Annotated in this window: 16 protein-coding genes and 1 tRNA gene; 9 read left to right on the top strand and 8 right to left on the bottom strand. The window is 63.3% G+C overall.

What is annotated here, in order from left to right; all coding sequences use genetic code 11:
• The coding region (locus ACTS1X_RS07440; protein ID WP_442613753.1) for an EipA family protein at positions 1-496 on the bottom strand (496 nt) is incomplete at its 3' end.
• A 207-nt stretch (positions 497-703) separates the two neighbouring features.
• Here ACTS1X_RS07440 and ACTS1X_RS07445 point away from each other — a divergent pair.
• The 7 genes from ACTS1X_RS07445 to ACTS1X_RS07475 all read left to right on the top strand — a co-directional run bounded on the left by ACTS1X_RS07445 (position 704) and on the right by ACTS1X_RS07475 (position 6827).
• A tRNA-Ser gene (locus tag ACTS1X_RS07445) sits at positions 704-796 on the top strand.
• A gap of 143 nt (positions 797-939) precedes the next feature.
• The gene (locus tag ACTS1X_RS07450; RefSeq protein WP_442613754.1) at positions 940-2013 is read left to right on the top strand and encodes a hypothetical protein; all 1074 of its coding nucleotides are present in this window, start codon (positions 940-942) and stop codon (positions 2011-2013) included.
• A 122-nt stretch (positions 2014-2135) separates the two neighbouring features.
• A complete protein-coding gene (locus ACTS1X_RS07455) occupies positions 2136-3083 on the top strand; it encodes a GDP-L-fucose synthase family protein (protein WP_442613755.1) in 948 nt (315 codons plus the stop codon).
• Positions 3080-3637, top strand: coding sequence for a methyltransferase domain-containing protein (locus tag ACTS1X_RS07460; RefSeq protein WP_442613756.1), 558 nt, complete (start codon positions 3080-3082; stop codon positions 3635-3637). Before ACTS1X_RS07455 ends, ACTS1X_RS07460 begins: the two co-directional genes overlap by 4 nt.
• Positions 3634-4725, top strand: a complete 1092-nt coding sequence (gmd, locus tag ACTS1X_RS07465) for a GDP-mannose 4,6-dehydratase (RefSeq protein WP_442613757.1) — start codon at positions 3634-3636, stop codon at positions 4723-4725. Before ACTS1X_RS07460 ends, gmd begins: the two co-directional genes overlap by 4 nt.
• A 176-nt stretch (positions 4726-4901) precedes the next feature.
• Positions 4902-6059: an NAD-dependent epimerase/dehydratase family protein gene (locus tag ACTS1X_RS07470; protein WP_442613758.1), complete on the top strand. Its 1158-nt coding sequence runs from the start codon at positions 4902-4904 to the stop codon at positions 6057-6059.
• A 15-nt stretch (positions 6060-6074) separates the two neighbouring features.
• Positions 6075-6827, top strand: coding sequence for a phosphoadenylyl-sulfate reductase (locus ACTS1X_RS07475; protein ID WP_442613759.1), 753 nt, complete (start codon positions 6075-6077; stop codon positions 6825-6827).
• Positions 6828-6864: 37 nt separating this feature from the next.
• Here the strand turns inward: ACTS1X_RS07475 and ACTS1X_RS07480 are convergent, their stop codons facing one another.
• A complete protein-coding gene (locus tag ACTS1X_RS07480) occupies positions 6865-9540 on the bottom strand; it encodes a glycosyltransferase family 4 protein (RefSeq protein ID WP_442613760.1) in 2676 nt (891 codons plus the stop codon).
• A gap of 29 nt (positions 9541-9569) precedes the next feature.
• Positions 9570-11132 carry a methyltransferase gene (locus ACTS1X_RS07485; RefSeq protein WP_442613768.1) on the bottom strand — a complete coding sequence of 521 codons (1563 nt, stop codon included), beginning with the start codon at positions 11130-11132 and terminating at the stop codon, positions 9570-9572.
• Positions 11133-11409: 277 nt separating this feature from the next.
• Between ACTS1X_RS07485 and ACTS1X_RS07490 the strand changes: the two genes are divergently transcribed.
• A complete protein-coding gene (locus ACTS1X_RS07490) occupies positions 11410-11625 on the top strand; it encodes a hypothetical protein (protein ID WP_442613761.1) in 216 nt (71 codons plus the stop codon).
• 60 nt (positions 11626-11685) lie between these two features.
• Here the strand turns inward: ACTS1X_RS07490 and ACTS1X_RS07495 are convergent, their stop codons facing one another.
• Both ACTS1X_RS07495 and ACTS1X_RS07500 read right to left on the bottom strand, forming a co-directional pair.
• Positions 11686-13350, bottom strand: a complete 1665-nt coding sequence (locus ACTS1X_RS07495; RefSeq protein ID WP_442613762.1) for a GSCFA domain-containing protein — start codon at positions 13348-13350, stop codon at positions 11686-11688.
• A gap of 154 nt (positions 13351-13504) precedes the next feature.
• Positions 13505-14167, bottom strand: coding sequence for a TetR/AcrR family transcriptional regulator (locus ACTS1X_RS07500; RefSeq protein WP_442613763.1), 663 nt, complete (start codon positions 14165-14167; stop codon positions 13505-13507).
• Positions 14168-14520: 353 nt separating this feature from the next.
• On the opposite strand from ACTS1X_RS07500, the gene ACTS1X_RS07505 reads away from it, so the two are divergent.
• The gene (locus ACTS1X_RS07505) at positions 14521-17475 is read left to right on the top strand and encodes a TonB-dependent receptor plug domain-containing protein (protein WP_442613764.1); all 2955 of its coding nucleotides are present in this window, start codon (positions 14521-14523) and stop codon (positions 17473-17475) included.
• Positions 17476-17653: 178 nt separating this feature from the next.
• Here the strand turns inward: ACTS1X_RS07505 and ACTS1X_RS07510 are convergent, their stop codons facing one another.
• The 3 genes from ACTS1X_RS07510 to ACTS1X_RS07520 all read right to left on the bottom strand — a co-directional run.
• Positions 17654-18208: a PadR family transcriptional regulator gene (locus ACTS1X_RS07510; protein ID WP_442613765.1), complete on the bottom strand. Its 555-nt coding sequence runs from the start codon at positions 18206-18208 to the stop codon at positions 17654-17656.
• A complete protein-coding gene (locus ACTS1X_RS07515; RefSeq protein ID WP_442613766.1) occupies positions 18205-18591 on the bottom strand; it encodes a hypothetical protein in 387 nt (128 codons plus the stop codon). Before ACTS1X_RS07515 ends, ACTS1X_RS07510 begins: the two co-directional genes overlap by 4 nt.
• 25 nt (positions 18592-18616) lie before the next feature.
• The coding region (locus ACTS1X_RS07520) for a 6-phosphogluconolactonase (RefSeq protein ID WP_442613767.1) at positions 18617-19302 on the bottom strand (686 nt) is incomplete at its 5' end.

The following is a 19302-nucleotide window of genomic DNA, read 5'->3' on the forward strand; positions in this document are numbered from 1 at the left end:
TATAGCCGTTGGGCTCGCCCTGGTCGGAGAGGATATCCTCGATGATCCGCGCCAGCCCTTCCGCGCCGTCGCCGAACACGCCGCCGGCCGCGGCGATCAGGTCGTCCTGCTGATAGGTGGTGCGCCCGTCCTGCGTCGCCGGCACGGTCGGCTCGCCGGTCGCCGCGTCGTTTCCGGCGACGTCCTCCTGCGCGGGGATGGCTTCATTCTCATAGCCGGGCGTGTCGGGGATGTAGTTGGGGTCGGCATAGACGGTCGTGTCGGTCTCGACCGCGGCGTCGGCGTCGAAACCGGGCTCGGTATCATATCCCGGATCGTCGGCAGGCGCGCCCTGGTCGGTCGTCGAGCCGCCGCTCCGATAGTCGCTCTCGCTGAAATCGCCGGTCTGGAGCGCCGCATCGGGATCGACGGTGTCGATCTGCGCGGCGGACGGCGCGATGGCCATCCCGGCGAGGCCGAGCGCGGCGGCGATTGAAAACAGGCGCTTCTTCAACATGATCCATCCCCCGGCAAAGCTCGGCCCGCCGGTTTTACGCCCCGGCCGGACTCGCGCGCAATCGAGCGCGGGACGAACCGAGTCGGTTCCGCGCCGAAACGAGTCGATTCTGTGGATTTCCGGGCATTTGGCGGCGGCCGGGCGATGCGGCGAAGGGCTGTTGATCCGTTCAATCCACGCCGCTATACGCGCCGAACGGCTGCGCCAGGACACGTGGGTGAGTGGCTGAAACCACCGGTTTGCTAAACCGGCATACGGGGATTACCCGTATCGAGGGTTCGAATCCCTCCGTGTCCGCCAGCTGGCCTTTCCAAACCGCGGATGCCGGGAACCGGGCGTCGTGCGACATGTGAATTCCCGGGCGCGGCGCGGGCTGGACATGGACGGCAGGTCCGGCCTATCTCCCCCGTTCCGAACGACAATATGCAATTGGCGAATATTCCTTGACAGATTCCCCGCGGCGGCCGCGTCTGATAATCGGCAGGAGCGACAGGCTGATCGCCCGGCTGAAGTCGATCATGCTCGCCTGGCGGTTCATCCGCCAGGTCGACGGGCAGCTGATCGTCAACTGGCCGAGCGTGCCCGAACGCTATGGCGCCGAGCGCGAAAACTATTCCCCGAGCGAGATCTTCGACCTCGTGGAATTCTACGGCAACGGCGATCAGAGTCTGCTGTTCGTCGAGCAGCGGCTGATATCCTTTCCCGAAGACGGCCGCGATCTCTCGAGCGAGGAATTCGCCGCGAGCCTGAAGGACGGTTTCTCCCGCGAGGTTTTCCTCAACTCGACCGCGCCGTTCTACCAGCGCGGCACGGCGAACCTGCTGTTCGAGGGCGAGCGCGGGAAACGGGGCATTTTCACGAGCGACCTCGCCGAACTGTTCGACACGATTCCGCACAATCCGCGCATCCTGACCGCGCTTGCGAATTTCCACAACCGTACCGGTCTCGAACCCGGCTCCTATGTCGCGCTGCATTATCGCAGGGGCGACTGCTACGACATGCTGCGGCGCGACCTGCCGCAGCATGGCGGCGGATCCATCGACGAAAAGCGCATCCGCTTCCTCGTCAGCCATTTCGTGGTGCGGACGGCGCCCGAGGACTATTTCCGCGAGGAGCTGGAGCGGCATCTCGAAGCCGGAAAACGGATCGTTTTCACCAGCGATTCGCCGGAGACGATTGAGACGTTCCAGACCAATTACGGCCCCAGGAACTTCGTGGACCTGTCCAGCTTCACCCTCCCGGTCCCGATCCAGAAGGCCTTTTTCGACTTTCTCGTGATCAAGAATGCCGCGGCCATTCTCGGGACGTCGAGCAACTTTTCGAAATTCGCGTCGGACCTGGGCGGCGGCACCTTTTTCAACGCGACATGCGGCGGCGAGATCGAGGCGTTGCGGGCCGAGTTCGAACGCGAAATCCTCGAGCGCGCGACGGTCGAGACCGACGTGGCCCGGGTCGCGCTGGCAGCGCTGACCGATCATTACACCGTGATCCGCAAGCGCGTCCAGCGGGCCGGCTGAGCGCTTCATCCGCCGCAAGAGCCGGGCAAATTCAATCGCCTGCGAGATTCGCTATGGGATATTCGCGGGATTCCGTTTATCGGTCGCCCGCTCCCGATCCGCTCCAGCGTCTGTGAGGTGAGATGACGTCGCAACCGAAAATCTATGTTGCCGGCCATACCGGGATGGTCGGCGGTGCGATCGTCGAGGCCGTCCGGGCCCATGGCTACGAGAATATCGTGACCCGACCGCGACGCGAACTGCCGCTGGACGACCGGGCGAAGGTGGACGGGTTCTTCGCCGAAGCCCGGCCCGACTGGGTCTTTCTCGCGGCCGCCAAGGTGGGCGGAATTATCGCCAACGACACGGGTGGCGCGGATTTCATTCGCGAGAATCTGCTCATCCAGACGCATGTGATCGACGCCGCTTGGCGGCATGGCGCGCAGCGGCTGCTGTTTCTCGGCTCGTCCTGCATCTATCCCAAACAGGCCGAACAGCCGATCCGGGAATCGAGCCTGCTGACGGGCCCGCTCGAGCCGACCAATTCGGCCTATGCCGTCGCCAAGATCGCGGGCAAGGAAATGTGCGACGCCTATGCCAAGCAGCACGGATTCGACGCGTTCACCGCCATGCCCTGCAACGTTTACGGGATCGGCGACAATTTCCATCCCGAGCACAGCCATGTCGCCGCCGGCCTGATGCGCCGCTTCCACGAAGCGAAGATGGAGGGGCGAGACAGCCTGGCGGTCTGGGGCACGGGCAAGCCGCTGCGCGAGTTCATCTTCTCGAAGGATATCGGTGAGGCCTGCCTGTTCCTGATGGAACATTATCGCGAGGGCGGAATGATCAATGCCGGATCCGGGCAGGAGATATCGATCCGCGATCTGGCCGAGCTGATCCGGGAAATCGTCGGCTATGAGGGCGCGGTCACGTTCGACAGTTCGAAGCCCGACGGCACGATGCGGAAACTGATGGACAACAGCCGGATAAACGCGTTGGGCTGGCGGCCGGCTACGGACCTCGAAGACGGGCTGCGGCAGATGTATGGCTGGTTCCTCGAACACGGGGACCGAGGGAGAAGCGGGCGATGAGCACGGGTTCGACGGAAAAGCTGCACCTCGGGTGCGGATCGAAACATATCGAGGGTTTTTTCCATGTCGACGCGCTCGACTATCCGCATGTCGATCATCAGGGCCCGGCCGACGATCTCTCGTTCATCGAAAGCGATACGGTCGGCCTGATCTATGCCTGCCACATACTCGAGCATTTCGGCCGCGCCGAATATATGGACGTGCTCCGGGAATGGCACCGCGTGTTGCGGCCAGGCGGCGTGCTGCGGCTCGCGGTTCCCGATTTCGCCGCCTGCGCGCGCCTCTACGCCGAAGGCGCGCTCGAACGCGGGATCGAGGATATTCGCGGCCTGTTGTGCGGCGGGCAGCGCGACGAATATGATTATCACAAGATCATCTTCGACGAGGAAAGACTGGCGGACGACCTGAAGACGGTTGGCTTCGCCGAAACGCGGTTATGGGACTGGCGCGAGACCGAGCATAGCGATCTCGACGATTATTCGCAGTCCTATCTGCCGCACATGGACAAGGATAACGGGACGCTGATGTCGCTGAATATCGAGGCGGTGAAATGAACGATACGACGAAACGCAAGACGGCGCTGATCACGGGCTGCACGGGGCAGGACGGCGCCTATCTGGCGGAATTGCTGCTCGACAAGGGCTATAATGTGCACGGCATCAAACGCCGCTCCTCGTCTTTCAACACGGGCCGGATCGACCATCTGTTCGGCCATGCCGAGAATGGCGCGGGCGATTTCAAGCTGCATTACGGCGATCTGACCGATGCGACCAACCTGATCCGCGTGGTCGCCGAGACGCAGCCCGACGAGATCTACAATCTCGCCGCGCAAAGCCATGTCGCGGTCAGTTTCGAAACGCCCGAATATACGGCCAATGCCGATGCGGTGGGCGCGCTCCGGATGCTCGAGGCGATCCGCATCCTCGAGATGCAGGACCGGGTGCGCTTCTACCAGGCCTCGACGTCGGAGCTGTACGGCAAGGTTCAGGAGGTGCCGCAGAGCGAGACCACGCCCTTCTATCCGCGCTCGCCCTATGCCGTCGCCAAGCTCTATGCCTACTGGATCACGGTCAATTATCGCGAGGCCTACGGCTTCCACGCGTCGAATGGCATCCTGTTCAACCATGAAAGCCCGATCCGCGGCGAAACCTTCGTGACGCGCAAGATCACCCGGGCCGTCGCCGCGATCGAGCTCGGGCTGCAGGACCGGCTCTATCTGGGGAATCTCGACGCCCGGCGCGACTGGGGCCATGCCCGCGATTTCGTCGACGGGATGTGGCGGATCCTGCAGCAGGAGGAGCCCGGCGATTATGTGCTCGCGACCGGCGAGATGCATTCGGTGCGGGAGTTTTGCGAACTCGCCTTCGCCGAACTGGGGCGGGCGATCGAATGGCGGGGCGAGGGCGTCGACGAAAAGGGCTGCGATGCGAAGAGCGGAGACTGCCTGATTGCCGTCGATCCCCATTATTTCCGCCCGACCGAGGTCGACCAGCTGCTCGGCGATCCGTCCAAGGCGCGCGCGCAGCTCGGCTGGGAGCATGTGTCGACTTTCGCGGAGCTCGTCTCCGAGATGGTGGCCGAGGACCTCAACCTGCTCAAGACCGAACGGTTGGCGCGCCGGGCCTATGGTGTTGTCGAATAACGAATATTTATCGATTTTTCGGCGGTGTCGGCGGCAAAATGCGCCCAATCATGGATTTTTCTGGATGAAATGTGGGGACCGGCTGGCGCCCGGTTGCTTTGTTGGTGAGGATCGATAAACGGTTTCCGGTCGCGAGGTCGCCCCGGGAAGGGGCACAACAACGGATATTGTGTGCAATGAAGGTTTTTGTCTTGGGGGGGGACGGCTTTTGCGGCTGGCCCACGAGCCTCCATCTGTCACGTCGCGGCTATGACGTCACCATTATCGACAATCTTTCCCGCCGGAAGATCGATGTCGAGCTGGGCGTAGAATCGCTGACGCCGATCGCGCCGATCGACCGGCGCCTCGCCGCCTGGAAGGAAGTGAGCGGAAAGGATATCGCCTTTCACGATTTCGATATCGCGGACAGTTATCATCGGCTGCTGACGCTGATCGAAGACGAAGATCCGGATGTCGTCATCCATTTCGCCGAACAGCGCGCCGCGCCCTATTCGATGAAATCGAGCTTTCACAAACGCTACACCGTCGACAATAATCTCAACGCCACCAACAATCTGCTGGCCGCGATCGTCGAGGCGAAAAGCAATGCCCATATTGTGCATCTCGGGACGATGGGGGTCTATGGATACGGCACGGCGGGCATGAAGATTCCCGAGGGCTATCTGACCGTGCAGATTCCGACCGATACGGACGTCATCGAACAGGAAATCCTCTATCCGGTGAATCCGGGATCGATCTACCATCTGACCAAGACGCAGGATCAGCTGTTCTTCGCCTATTACAACAAGAATGACGGCGTCCGCGTCACCGATCTCCACCAGGGCATCGTTTGGGGTACCCAGACCGAAGAAACCAGGATGGACGAGCGGCTCATCAACCGGTTCGACTATGACGGCGATTACGGCACGGTGCTCAATCGCTTCGTCATGCAGGCCGCGCTCGACTATCCGATGACCGTGCACGGCACGGGCGGCCAGACGCGGGCCTTCATCCATATCCAGGACACCTGCCGGTGTATCGAGCTGGCCATCGCCAACCCGCCGCAAAAGGGCGAGCGCGTGAACATTCTCAACCAGATGACCGAAACGCACCGGGTGCGCGATCTCGCCAAGATGATCGCGGACAAGACCGGCGGCGCGTTCGAGCTGGTCGAAAATCCGCGCAACGAGGCCGACGAGAATGATCTCCACGTAGCGAACGACCGGTTCCTGGGCCTCGGGCTGGAACCGATCACGCTCGATGACGGGCTGCTGGACGAGATCACCGAGATCGCGAGAAAATATGCCGACCGGTGCGACCGTTCGAAAATTCCCTGCCGTTCGACATGGACCTAGCGCGGAGCGGCGACCATGGCACTGGCGACGCGCACGGCGATTGAGCTCAGCGAGAAGGCCGCGGCGCTGAACGCCAGTTTCGAAAAGCTGACAGCGCGGCAAATTCTTGCGCAGATACTCAATGGCCGCGCTGCCGGCCGCGCCGCGGTCCTGTCTTCGTTCGGCGCCGAAGCGGCCGTTCTGCTCAAGCTCGTGGCCGACAAGGATCCGACGACGCCGGTCGTGTTCCTCGAGACCCGCAAACATTTCGCCGAGACGCTGGACTATATCGACGATCTCATGGACGCGCTCGGTCTGACGACGCTCGTCCGCGTCCGTCCGAACTCCGCCCAGCTGGCCGCTGCCGATCCGAAGGGCGACCTGCATGCGCGCGACAGCGATCGCTGCTGCTACATCCGCAAGACCCTACCGATGATCGGCGCGCTGAAAAATTACGATTGCATTCTCACCGGTCGGAAGCGTTTCCAGACCGACGCCCGCAAGCGGATGGACTATGTAGAGGTCCAGCAAAGCTGGTTGCGGATCAACCCGCTGGCGGACTGGACGCCGGACCGGGTGAACGGGTTTCTGGACGATCATGGCTTGGCACGGCATCCGCTCGTCGCGCGCGGATATGCGTCGATCGGATGTGCGCCCTGCACGGTTCCGGGCGAGGACGATCGCGCCGGACGCTGGGCCGGTCAGGAAAAGACCGAATGCGGCATCCATCAATATCGAGGGAGCGCAGGGTTATCGGCCGGTGTGCGGGAACCCGGGCCGGACGACTAGCCGCCGGGGGACAGGCGGTCCGTCCGTCTCCCCGCCGTCAGAAGCCGATCTTGTCGCGCAGCCGCCTGAGAACGCCCGACTGCCGAAGATCGCTGGCCGCTCCGGTCGGCGCCGTGGAGGTCCCACGACGATCATGATCGTCGGGTTCGGGGCTTGAGGCCATATCGGCCCGGCTCTGCTCGTGCAGTTTCTCGGCGCGCCTCTTCTCGACCTGCTCCAGCATGAAAAAGAAATCGTCACCCCAATAGATCGGGCGATGCGAGCTCAGATAATAGACGCTCGGCTCGAGCCGCTGGACGGCCAGGCCGGCCGCCCGCACCTGGTCGTCCGTGATCAGTTCGATCCGCAGATGCGTTTTCGGTTGCCGGTCGAGGAACGGCAGCAGTTCGATGTCGGAGATGACGAGTTCGCCCAACGTATCGTAATCGGGCTCGTGGCGGATGATCTCGTTGTTCGCCTTGACGATGAGCTCGCCCGTATGGCGCTTGGCCACGTGCAGAACCCCGGTCAGGCGATCGAATCCGAGAAAGATCGCATGATTGTGCAGAACCTTGTCGTTCACATGGCCCAGCCGTTCGACATTGGTGAGCCATGCTACGCCGTCCGGCGCGCGGTGCGCCTTCGCCATGATCAGCGGGCCGCTGTTGGGCTTTTGCCCGCCGCCGCCGATCCTGTCGGAGTCGATGAGCAGCAGTTTGCGGGCCGCCAGGCTCATGTCCTCCAGCACCGGCTTGCGGATCAGATAGCTGCAGGTCGGGTTGCCCGTGCCCATCATATCCTGGCCCATATGCACGTCGAACAGCGGTTCCGGGATGACGAAGAGTTCGCGGCCGTCCGCCGCCGCGCGGCCGACATATTCATGCAGGGTGCCGGACGACACGCGATAGCCCTCGAACGGACCGGTCGCGTCGAACGCCATCCGCGTCCCGATCAGCAACTCCACGCCATAGGCGTTGCCGGACAGGGCCTGGGTCGCGACGTCGGCGCCGAGCGGCACGAACAGCGCGTCGTCGTCCATATCGACCGCTCGGATATGATAGAGGGATGTCAGGAAATCCGCCGGCTGGGCCGCGAGGGCCTTGCGGACCATGGGGAAGAATTCCGGCGACAGGTTCATCGCGCCGGCGGCGTCGAAGACCAGGATGTCGGAACCGATATCCTCGCGCGCCCGGTTGAAACATTCGCCCGCCGAGGCGCCGATCATTTCGATGACGGTGTAGCCCTTGTTCCGCGCCGCATCGATCTGCTCGCGAACCGCCGGGGTGGGAAGGAAGGTCACCATGATGACATGGTCCGCGTCGGACAGGATTGCCGTCGGACGGCCCTGCACGAGCGCCGCGAGCGCGTGCTGGTTGGGCGGCATCGCGACATAGGCGATTGACTCGAGACCGGGGTGCGCCGCGGGCCGGGGCGCGAGCGCGTGATGGCCGTTTTCCGCGATATGGCGATGGAAGCCGTACCAGGTTTCGAGATTGTGGTCATTGTCGAACGCAGGCCGGGCGATCCTGTGCCCGTTTTCCAGCGCGTCGGCGAGGCGGTCGGCGAGGTGCTGCACTTCGGGGCGGACGAGCGTCGTCGGATGGTCGGCGGGATCGATGAGCTCCGGCGTTCCGCCCACATCGGTCGCAATGAACGGGATATGGTGAACCAGCGCCTCATACACCGCCATCGTCGAATTCTCGATCAGCGACGGCATGACCGCGATCATGTCGCGCGAACACATCAGCGACAGCGCCTCGGGCTGGTTGCGGTCGCTGACGATTTCGACCGGGAACGGCCAGTGCTGGGCATGGGCGCTGATGAAGGCGATCGGCTTCTGGTTGCCCTGGCTTTGAAGCTTCTCCCCTTCCTTGCCGAGAAAGGTGATCTTCTCGATTTCCACGCCGCGGGCGACCAGCGCGTCGATCGCGAAGACGAAGAGCTCGAGGCCCTTGCGCGGCTCGAGCCGGCCGAAAAATACGAGTTCCCTCGTCTCCACCAGGTCGCCTTGGACGCGCGCCGGCCTCCGGTCCTCGACCTTCACTTCGGAGAAATCGACGATATTGGGCTGCACGAAGGTACGGCCCTCGGGCAACCGGTAGCCGATATGGTCCATGAAGCTCAGCAGGTGCGCGCTGCCGCCGACGACCATGTCCGCCCATTCGACGCATTTCTGCTCTGCGAAGGCGGCGACGACGAGTTCGGGCTTGTCGATCGGGCGCATCTGATAGTGCCGGTTCCAGATATAGGGCGAGGAGGTCTTCATCACGAACAGCGTGTCCTGGAATGCGAGACCCAGCCGCTTGGCCTGGAGGCAGTAGAAGGCCCCGCCCCGCCATTCGGACGTGTGGACCATGTCGAACCGGTCATTGGCCCTGAGCCAGCGGTAGAAGGACAGCCAGCGCCATTGCCACTTGGTGCTGGCGCAGGCGATCTCCTCGTCGAGATCGGGCAGATAGACCAGATCGATGCCGAGACCGGCATAATGGTCGACCCAGTGTTCGGGCGTTTCGTTCTCGACCTTGCGGCCCTTGAGATACAGCACCGTCACCCTGTGGCCGTCGGCGACGAGGCCGCGGGCGAGATGATAATAGGTGGAGGCGATGCCGCCGTTGCGGACAGGCCCGATAATCTCTTCCGTCGCGATCAGGACCTGCAGCCGCTTGTCCGAACCGCCGGCCGAAAATTTCTCGAGCGACGGGAAGCTGCGGACGTCAAACAGATCCTTCTGCATGTCTCCTCCCCAATCTCATTCGGCGCTCATCATTTCAGCTTCGCGACGCACAGCGCGGCGTTCACCATCAGGTCGCGCCGCGTCAAACTGTCGTCGAAACCGCGCAGCCGGGCGAAAACGTCGTCTGTCAGCCGTTCGGCAACCGCGTCGGGCGACTCGATCTCGATCCATTTCACCACGTCATAATTGTCATAGGTGATGTCCTTGATTTCATCGAGGCGTATCTGGTTGAGATTCGTATTGAAATAGTGATCTTCGGGCAGGTCCGGCGCGATCAGGATGTGGTTCCAGTCGGCCACTTCGTCATGCTCGGCCAGTCCGGGAACATATTGCTCGGGCCGGTTGGGCATCTTGTGATGGCCGTTCCAGCAATAGAAATTGTGGTGATGGTAGATCAGATGGCCGTCCGGGTTCAGCAACGTCCGGATATTCGGGATGATATTGCGGATATTGTGCAAATGCTCGGTGACGTTGTGCAGGACGACCGCGTCGAACGTCGCCTTGGTCTCGAGATCCTCGATAACCCCGTTGATCAGGTGGATGTCCGGGCATCGCTGCATGATCTGATTGGGCGTGACGCCGAGATTCGCCTTTTTGCGCTTGCGCTTGTTCTTCACCGTGGATGAATCGAGCGGCATCTGCGGATCGATGCCGGTATAGCTTTCGGCTCCGGCCACCAGAAAACCGTTGCCGAACGCGCCGAACCCGCAACCGACGTCGAGGACGGACCGGTGGGCGACATAGTCCTGAATGCGGCGGGGCCAGACGATATAGCCATATTCCACCGATTTCGCGATCAGCGCCGGATCATAGTTGCGCAGCGCCCGGGCCGGGCTCTTGGCGAAGGCAAAATGCGCGGCCTTGGCACAGTCCGCATCGTCGGCCCAATTGGCCACGCGCAGATGGTCGGACTTCTTGCGCAGCCACTGGATGTGGCGCCTGGCATCGGCCTCATCGGTTCCGATCGCCGTGTCCAGTGCCGCGATCCGATCCGGCAGCTCCGCCAGGAAGGCGGCCCCGGGATCGCCCTGTTTTCGCAAGGCCGGCTTCTTCCGTTTCGGGGTCTTGCCCTTCGCCTGGCCCGAGGTTCCGCCGCGACCCTTTTGCGCGTTGATTTCAACCTTGATTTTCCGTGCGAGTTTGTGGCCCGGCCGCTCGCGCAGGAAATCCTCGATCAGTTCGTCGGCATCGTCGAGCTGGCCGCGGGCGAGTTCGGCCCGGGCCAGGTGCAGTTCGACCAGCGCCGACGAGTTCTTCTTCCGGGCGTTGGAAAGAATGGCGTGGGCCTGGTCGGCATCGCCGTCCGAAAGGCAGTTTTTCGCATCCTCAATCTGCCGTTCGACCGCATCTATCCGGGCGAGCGCCTTTTCGACGACATCGGCTCTGGCGCCCGACTCGGCGGCCTGGGCATATGTCTGCCGGGCCGCCGGGAAATCGCCCAGCCATTCGACAATCTTCGCCCGGCGCATCAGCGCCGACCAGTGATCGGGGCGCTGTTCGAGAATGTTGTCGACGATCTTGAGCGCGCTGTGCGGCTGCCGGTCGGCGAGCAGGCGCTGGGCGATCTGCAGCGGGGTGTCTTGTTTCGTGATCGGTACTTCCCTGTATCTGGATCCGCCGGTCTCAGCGACACCCCTTGCCCATGAATTCGGGGGCCGAACGCGACGGGCCGTTGACGGATTTGCCGACGGACAGTGCGCATCCCGATTTTTCCATCAAATATCCAGATTCGCAATCTACCATTTCGGGATGGGCGCTGCTAGCCGCTCCTGTGCGCTCCGCGTTATGTGAGGGGCTTGTGGGGGAGAGCCCGTACGGTTTTGGGCGGATCGAAGCAGATTCGGCTTTCAGATTGGGGATCACGGACCGATGGATGATGTTGACGAGTTGCCGACGGGGGGAATCTTTTCCGGGACGCCGGAAGCCATAGCCTATTTGCTGGTGCGGGATATCGCCGCCGCCGAAGGGCGGGACTATCGCGGCATCGGCGGGCCGGAAAATGGCAATGCACCGTCGCGCAAATGGATCCTGGATTGCTACCGGGATTGCCTGACGGCCACACGCGGCGAACGCGGCGACGATTGAGCCGGTATCGGGCGACCGGTTCTGCGTCGCCAACCGGACGCCCATCGTCCCGCGCCCCGGTCAGCCGGTTTTTTTGCCGAGGCGTCGTCCGGCTCTCTCGCGGAGCAGCTGGAGACGGTGGATCTGCCCGTCATTCGCCCCGGTCACGCCGTCCATCGCGTCGAGCGCCTCTTGGTAGCGCTTCGTCGCGATCAGGCAGTCCGCGAGCTGGATGGCGATCGGCGGGGTCTTCTCACCGATTCTGAGGGCGTCGCGGAACCGCCCGATCGCCGCCTCATGGTTCCGGATATGCCGCAAGGCCCGGCCCGTATAAGCTTTTGCCGTGTAGCGGTATCGCGAATCATGCTCGATCCATCGCCGCTCGACGGCGAACAGGTCGTCGATCGTTCCGGCGTGCGCGGTCGCATCGATCAGGATGCGCCAATGCAGATCGCCCTTCGGCGGATCGTCGCAAATCTGCCCGGCGATCGCGGCCGCCTGCCGGTATTCGCCGAGTTTCATCAGCGATTGGGCGCACAGGAGCCGCGTTTCGACGCGCATATCGTCAGACAGCAGCGCGACCACGTCCTCATGCGCGTTCCGGTCCGCCAGGAACCGCGCATATTCGAGCCGGAATGCGGGAGACGTTGCCGCCGCATCCCGATGCTCGGCGAAAAAGGCCTCGTCGTCGCGCAGGCGCGCCTGGTTCGCGCGCTCGGCGAGGATCAGCGCCGCCGCATCCTCGGCCGGCAGCTGTGCCTCGTCCGGCAGTATCCATTCCGTGTCGGTCGTCCGGCCGGTAAAGGCGTTGACCATGCGTTCGACGTTGAAGGCAACGATATCCCGCGTGACGTGGACGAGGTCGTCCATCCAGGCGATCCGGCGATCGCTGTAAGTCACCGATTCGTAGCTCGGAAAATAACAGACCTGGCCGCGTTCGGCGACGACATGCTCGGCGACGGCGCGCAGCACGGATTTGGAATAGCTGTTCGCGGTCATCACATCCATCCGGCGATGGGTCTGCATCATGGGAACCGGCGATACGGTGAGGACGATCTGGAGATTGCGCGGTCCGTTGGCGATGCACAGGTCCAGCGCCCGGTTCAGATAATCCCGGCATTCGTCGAATGTCAGCACGTGGAGCGAGAACCGATCGGGCCATTTCTTCAGGACCGAAGGGAGCGGCGCGGTGTTCAGATATATCTGCGCCTGCTCGTCCCACCACAGCTCGACGAGCCCCAGCGTCATGATCAGCACCCTGCATCGGGACAGCATGCGGGTCGCTTCGAACAGTCCGCGGCGGCGTTCGCGCAGCAGTTCGACCGGCGCCGGCCGGATGCTGTTGATCATGTGCAGATCGACGAACTTGTCCGGGCCGATCTCGACGAATGCATCCGTCTCGTCGAAATCCTGCGCGCCGAAGGCCCAGGCCAGTTCGTTGTAGATGGACGGAGTGCCGAAATTGTTGACGACTTCGACATTGACGTCGGCAAAGGCCGGCTGGGCCAGAAGGTCCCGCATCGGGATGCGGAAGCCGCGCTTGATCAACTCGCTTTCGACGTGGCGGGCGAAACAGGAGCCGATCGTGAAGATGCGTTCCTTCCGCTTGAACTTGAACGGTACGTCGAAGGCCGGCTTGGCGACGGGTTCGACGCGATTGTCCTCCAGCCGGTTGCCCCAGGTCGACACATTGTTGGACTTGCGGATACGCACGGCTTCGGGACCGTTATGGATCAGCAAAGGCATGCTTGCTCACGCATGGTCGGGCTTTCTCAACACCGGTCAAGGCTAGGCCATTTTCCCGCTGCGGAAAAGGAGAGTTTCGCTGCGGCTATGGGCGTGCCCGCCCGGACCCGGCGGCGGCATCGCGTTGGACGTCTGCAGGGGCGAGGCGCCGCGATCAGGCGGCGGCGCTCGCCTGGTCGAAGCCGTCGAACGTGCAGGTTGCGGCAAACACCTCTTTCGCGACGGTCGCGACGGTCCGCTCGAACGTTTCGTCGACGAACTCCCCGTGCTGGAGCAGTCGCGGCAATGCCAGCGCCGCCTCGAGCATCATCAGGCAGCGCTCGCGCATGCCGTGGAGCAGCACGATGCTCAGTTCGCTCCGTTCGCCGGCCTTGGCGACGGCGGTCTCCAGTCCCGCCCGCAGCGGCTCGGCGATCCGGCCTTCATAGGCCGTTCTGATCCACGGGTCGGTATGTTCGTCGCGCAGCCGCAGGAAGAGGAGGTGCTGGTACGCGTCGCTGCCGACGATGTCGGCCGCATGCCGGACATAGTCCTGGATAGTCCGGTTGACCGACGGGCCCGGTGGCGGCGGCGCGGCGATCCGGTCTTCGACCTGCTCGATCAGCCGGGCGACGCAGGCGCGATAAATGTCTTCCAGCCCGTCGAACGAATAATAGACCTGCCAGTAGCTGATCTCGAGCCGGGCGGCGATATCCTCGACGCTCACCGCCGACCAGGGCCGTTCGAGGAAAAGCGGCAGCGCGCCGGCCGCGATGGCGGCGCGCCGTTCCCGCCAGTCGATGGCTTTGCCGATCCGGTTTTTCTTGCTGCAGGCCATTCCAACACCTCTCGATCCGCTCGGCTCTAAATATAACGTTTCGTAGTAAATAGTATGTATCGGAATATGGGCCCTGCCGCAATATGCGCGGCATTTTCGACAAAACGCCGGAAAATATGGGTCTATGCAACTGTTGTCCGATTGTCACAGATCGGGATGAACTACGTTTCGTGTGAAAAAATCGTTGAGGGATGAAATCGGGAGCGCCATAAGCCCGTCGCATGGTCATCGGCGAGGCGGACGTTTCGTCGACCAGAAACAGGAAGTGCGGCGTCGCCCCAAGGGCATCGCGACCAGTGCAATCGTCGCGACGGCGCCGCTGAAAAGGCTTTTTTTGAAGGGGTTTGAATTCCATGACTACAACCACACAATCGACGGCATTCTCGGCGCGGACTCGCGGCATGCGCGCGATGCTGCTGAGCGGTGCCGCCTCGGCCCTCGTCGCGACCCCGGCCTTCGCGCAGGACAGCGAACAGCTCGCGGCCGCCAGCACGACCGACCAGCCGGCGATCGTCGTCACCGGTACGCGCATCACGAATCCGAACCTCGAACAGTCGAGCCCGATCCAGGTGCTGGGCCAGGACGAGCTCGATTACCGCCAGGCGACCAACGCCGAGGAACTGATCGGCGAGCTGCCCGGTATCACCCCGGGCGTCAGCAACTCGGTCAATAACGGCAGCGCCGGTATCGGTACGCTGAACCTTCGCGGCCTCGATTCGCGGCGCAATCTCGTGCTGCTGGACGGCACGCGCATCGTGCCGGCATCGCTGTTCAGCGAAACCGACCTCAACACCATCCCGGTGGCGCTGATCGAGCGGGTCGAGATCGTCACGGGCGGCGCATCGTCCGTGTACGGCGCCGATGCCATCGCGGGCGTCGCCAACTTCGTCACGCGGCGCGATTTCGAAGGCCTCGAAGCCGCGCTGACCTACGGCATCACCGAGCGCGGCGACGGCGAACGCCTGCGCGGCGATCTCACCCTGGGCGCCAATTTCGACGACGGCCGGGGCAACGCGGTCCTCAGCATCGGATATCAGGAAGTCGACGACGTGCTGATGGGCGGTCGCACCTTCTCGCAGGTCGGCCGCGGACGTTCGGGCGCGCCGCAGGGTTCGGGCACCTCGGTGCCGACCCGGATTTCGAGCACCGTGCCCGGCGGCGGGGGCGTCAACCAGCTCAGCCCGGACGGCACGACGCTCGTCCCGACCTACAACACGTTCAACTTCTCGCCGTTCAACTATCTGCAGACCCCGTTCGAACGCTACAATGTCTACGCGTCGGCGGATTACGAGATCACGCCGGGCATCGAGGTCTATTCGCGGGCGATGTACAACAAGACGTCCGTGCGGCTGCGCCTCGCGCCGTCGGGCCTGTTCGGCGACACCTGGCAGTTCCCGCTCAACAACCCGTTCATCAACGAGACGATCCGGCAGCAGATCTGCGCGTCGCCGGTGGTCGCCATCGATCCGGCGACCTGCACGGCCGCCGGGGCGGCCACGGATCCGACCGATCCCAACTATCTCGAGGTTCCGGTCACGATCAACCGCCGGCTGGTCGAGCAGGGACCGCGCAACACGACCAACACGTTCAACCAGTTCCAGCTCTGGGCGGGCGTTCGCGGCGGGCTGAGCGACACGATCGACTACGACGTCTACGCGTCGTACGGCGAAACCCAGCGCAACCTCACGCGTCAGGGTTGGGGCCTCAAGTCCCGCGTCCAGCAGGCGTTGCGCGCCAATGATGCGACGACCTGCCAGGATCCGTCCAACGGCTGTTTCCCGATCAACCTGTTCGGCGGCGGCGTCGGCACGAATATCGATCCGCGTTCGGTCGCCTTCTTCGACCAGCCGACCGGGTTCGCCGACACGATGACGCTGGCCGTGGTCAACGGTTCGATCTTCGGCGATCTCGGCGAACGGGGTTTCTTCACCGAAACGCCGGTGGGTTTCGCGGCGGGCGTCGAATATCGCGAATATAACGCGACGCGCGTCGCCGACGTCTCCGAGGGCACGCAGGACGAGGTGCTCGGCACCGGCGCTCCGGCGCCGTCGTTCGGCGGCACCTACGACGTCATCGAAGGCTTTGCCGAACTGATCATCCCGATCGTCGAGGACGTGCCGGGCTTCTACAGCCTCCAGGCCGAAGGCGGCATCCGTGTGTCGGATTATTCCAACACCGGCACGAGCGTCACCTGGAAGGCGGGCGGCAGCTGGGAGCCTTTCCAGGGCGTCCGTCTCCGCGGCATCTTCCAGCGTTCGGTCCGTTCGCCCAATATCGGCGAGCTCTTCCTGCCGGTCACGACCGGGCTCACCGGCCTCGCGGTCGATCCGTGCGCCGGCACCAACCCGGTCGGCAACGCCACGCTCACGGCGATCTGCATCGCGCAGGGCGCCCCGGCGGCGCTCGTCAATGCGGGCGTGATTTCGCAGCCCTCCGCCGAGCAGATCAACCTGACGACGGGCGGCAATCCGAATCTCGATCCCGAGATCGCGGAAAGCTACACGATCGGCCTCGTGCTGACGCCGCCGCAGGTTCCCGGGCTCTCGGTGACGGTCGACTATTACGACATCACGATCACCGACGCGATCACGCAGCGGACGCCGGATGACATCCTCAATCCCTGCTACGGTCCGAACAGCGACGGCAATGGCACCGATCCGTCGGTCTGCGCGCTGGTGGTCCGCAACCCGCTCAACGGTTCGCTGAACGGCGGCGGGGACACGCCGGGCCTGACGCCGCCGCTCACCAATCAGGGCACGCTGGAAACGCGCGGCGTCGATTTCCGCGTCGCCTACAACCTGCCGACGAGCTTCGGTTCGCTGAACTTCGATCTCAACGGCAACTGGACCGACACGCTGAAGTTCCAGGCCGTGCCGGGCGGGATCAACCGCGAATGCGTGGGCCAATACAGCTCGAACTGCGGCTTCCCGTCGCAGACCCAGGGCGGCTCGATCACGCCGGAATGGTCGTTCAACCTGCGCAGCACCGTCAGCATCGACGATATCGCCGATATCTCGCTGCTGTGGCGCTGGATCGACGGGGTCGACTATGAGCGGATCCTCAGCCGGGCCGGCCTCGATCCGCAGTTCGAATCGATCGATGATGCGAGCTATTTCGACCTGACGATCCGGTCGAACGTCAGCGAGAATTTCGATCTCACGCTGTCGGTGTTCAACCTGCTCGATCGCGATCCGCCGATCGTCGGCAACTCGGTGGGCACCAGCTCGCAGAACGCCGGCAACACCTATCCGTCGACTTATGACACGCTGGGTCGGCGCTACTCGGTTACCGGGCGAATCCGGTTCTAGTTAGAACGTTTGGTCACGTTCTAGTCTGATGGCGAGGGTGGTTTTGGAAGTCCCACCCTCGCCATTTTTTTATGCGGAAGGCGTCGGGATGGCGTGTCCCGCCAATGTGCGGAGCCGCTAGGCGACGCGGCGATGACGAATCCCGACTGCTCCGGCGCGGGCCCTGTCGCGGACCGGGTCAGGAGCCGGCCGAACTCTTGACGAGATCGAAGAGCACGCGGTCGAGCCAGTCCATCCGCGCGCGCAGGATGCCCGTCGCATTGTCGTGGGCATAGGCCTGGAAAGGCTGGTCGGATTTCTCGTTATAGTCTTCCAGCTCGGCCTGCTTCTTTTCCAGCTCGGCCTTCGCCTCGAGCACCCAGTCGATGCGCTCCTGATGCGTCAGCAGTCCGAACGAAAGCACCTTGGTGCCGAGCGTATCGTGCGGAATGAGCTGGGCGGGCTTGAATTCGCGGAGCCAGGCCTTCAGCGCCACCTCGCCCTTGTCGGTGGTGCGCCAGACTTCGGTGCCCCGCGCATCGTCCTCCACCGGGCGGCCCTCGATCAGGCCCTCCTTCGAGAATCGATTGATCATGGGATAGACTTGGCCCATGCTCTTGTTCACGCTGGCGACCGGCGATTCCTGGTAGAATTTCGCGACTTTGTAGGCCGTGATCGGTTGGAGCCGATGAACGAGAGACAAGAGGGAACCTTCGTGGTCGGTCAGTGTCTGCGGCGTCTCTTGTGCAGTCATCTTGGAATGTATTCGTTCCTCGTCAAATTCGATGGCGGCGCCAAATAGCGCGCCTTGTCACATCGGGAATCTTTCCACAAGCTGCGGACATAGCTCGAATAGTAATACATCCAGTCCGGCGAATGGCCGACGGTCGCGGAATATGGGGGTTCTTCTTTGGTGTCGGCGATATCCGGCGCGCCGAATGGGGGGCGCGACCGGTCCGTCTCCGTCCCCGAGGCCCGGTCGTTCCGAGCGCCATGCACCGCCGCGTCCATGCGCAGATGCACGCCCGGCGGACGTGCCGGCCGTCCGGACAGGCCGATCCTGTCAATTCTCTGCGCTATGGCCGGCGCCGCCTTGCACGGCACAGGCCCAGCCAGCGCCGCCCCAAGCGTGACCATTCTGCCCCCTTTATGGGGTCCGTTTCTAGTTGGCGCTCCAGTAAATGTCGACCGGGACTTCCACTTCGGCGAGGATCCGGCCGATCGGCACATTGGACAGCGGGCCGTCTTCGATAGCCTTTTCAAGCACTTCGCGCTTTTTCGCGCCGGCAAGGGTCACGATCATCGTATGCGTGCTGAGCAGCGCTCCGCGGGTCAGCGTCACCCGGTCGAACGGCGCGCTTTCGGGCATGGGATCGGGCGATACGCCCACCGCCCGGCGGCTTTTCGGCGCGTTGATCGCGTCGTCCATCTGTCCGGGATAGATCGACGCCGTCGATCCGTCCTCGCCCATGCCTACCCAGACCAGGTCGACCGGCCAGCTGAACCCGGCGAGTCGCGCATCGGCGCTCTGGCCGGCCTCCTTGGTACTCCAGTTCTGGCTGTGATCGATCAGCGGCTCCACGGTCGCGCCGGCCGTGCCCAGGATGCGCTTGAGCATCTCGTAATTGCTGTACTCGCTGCCTTCGGGAACGATCCGTTCGTTGGTCGGGAAGACGCGGACCTTGGACCAGTCGAAATCCCGCTTCGCGAGCGTTTCGAGGATCGGCACGGGCGTCCGCCCGCCCGGCAGGGCGAGTTCGGCTTTCCCGTTGGTTTCAATCGCCTTTTCGATGATGAACCCGATATCCCCGGCCACTTCGCTGGCCAGCGTTTCACTGTCTTCGAATT

Source organism: Parasphingopyxis sp. (genome assembly GCF_052168275.1).
Taxonomy (GTDB): domain Bacteria; phylum Pseudomonadota; class Alphaproteobacteria; order Sphingomonadales; family Sphingomonadaceae; genus Parasphingopyxis.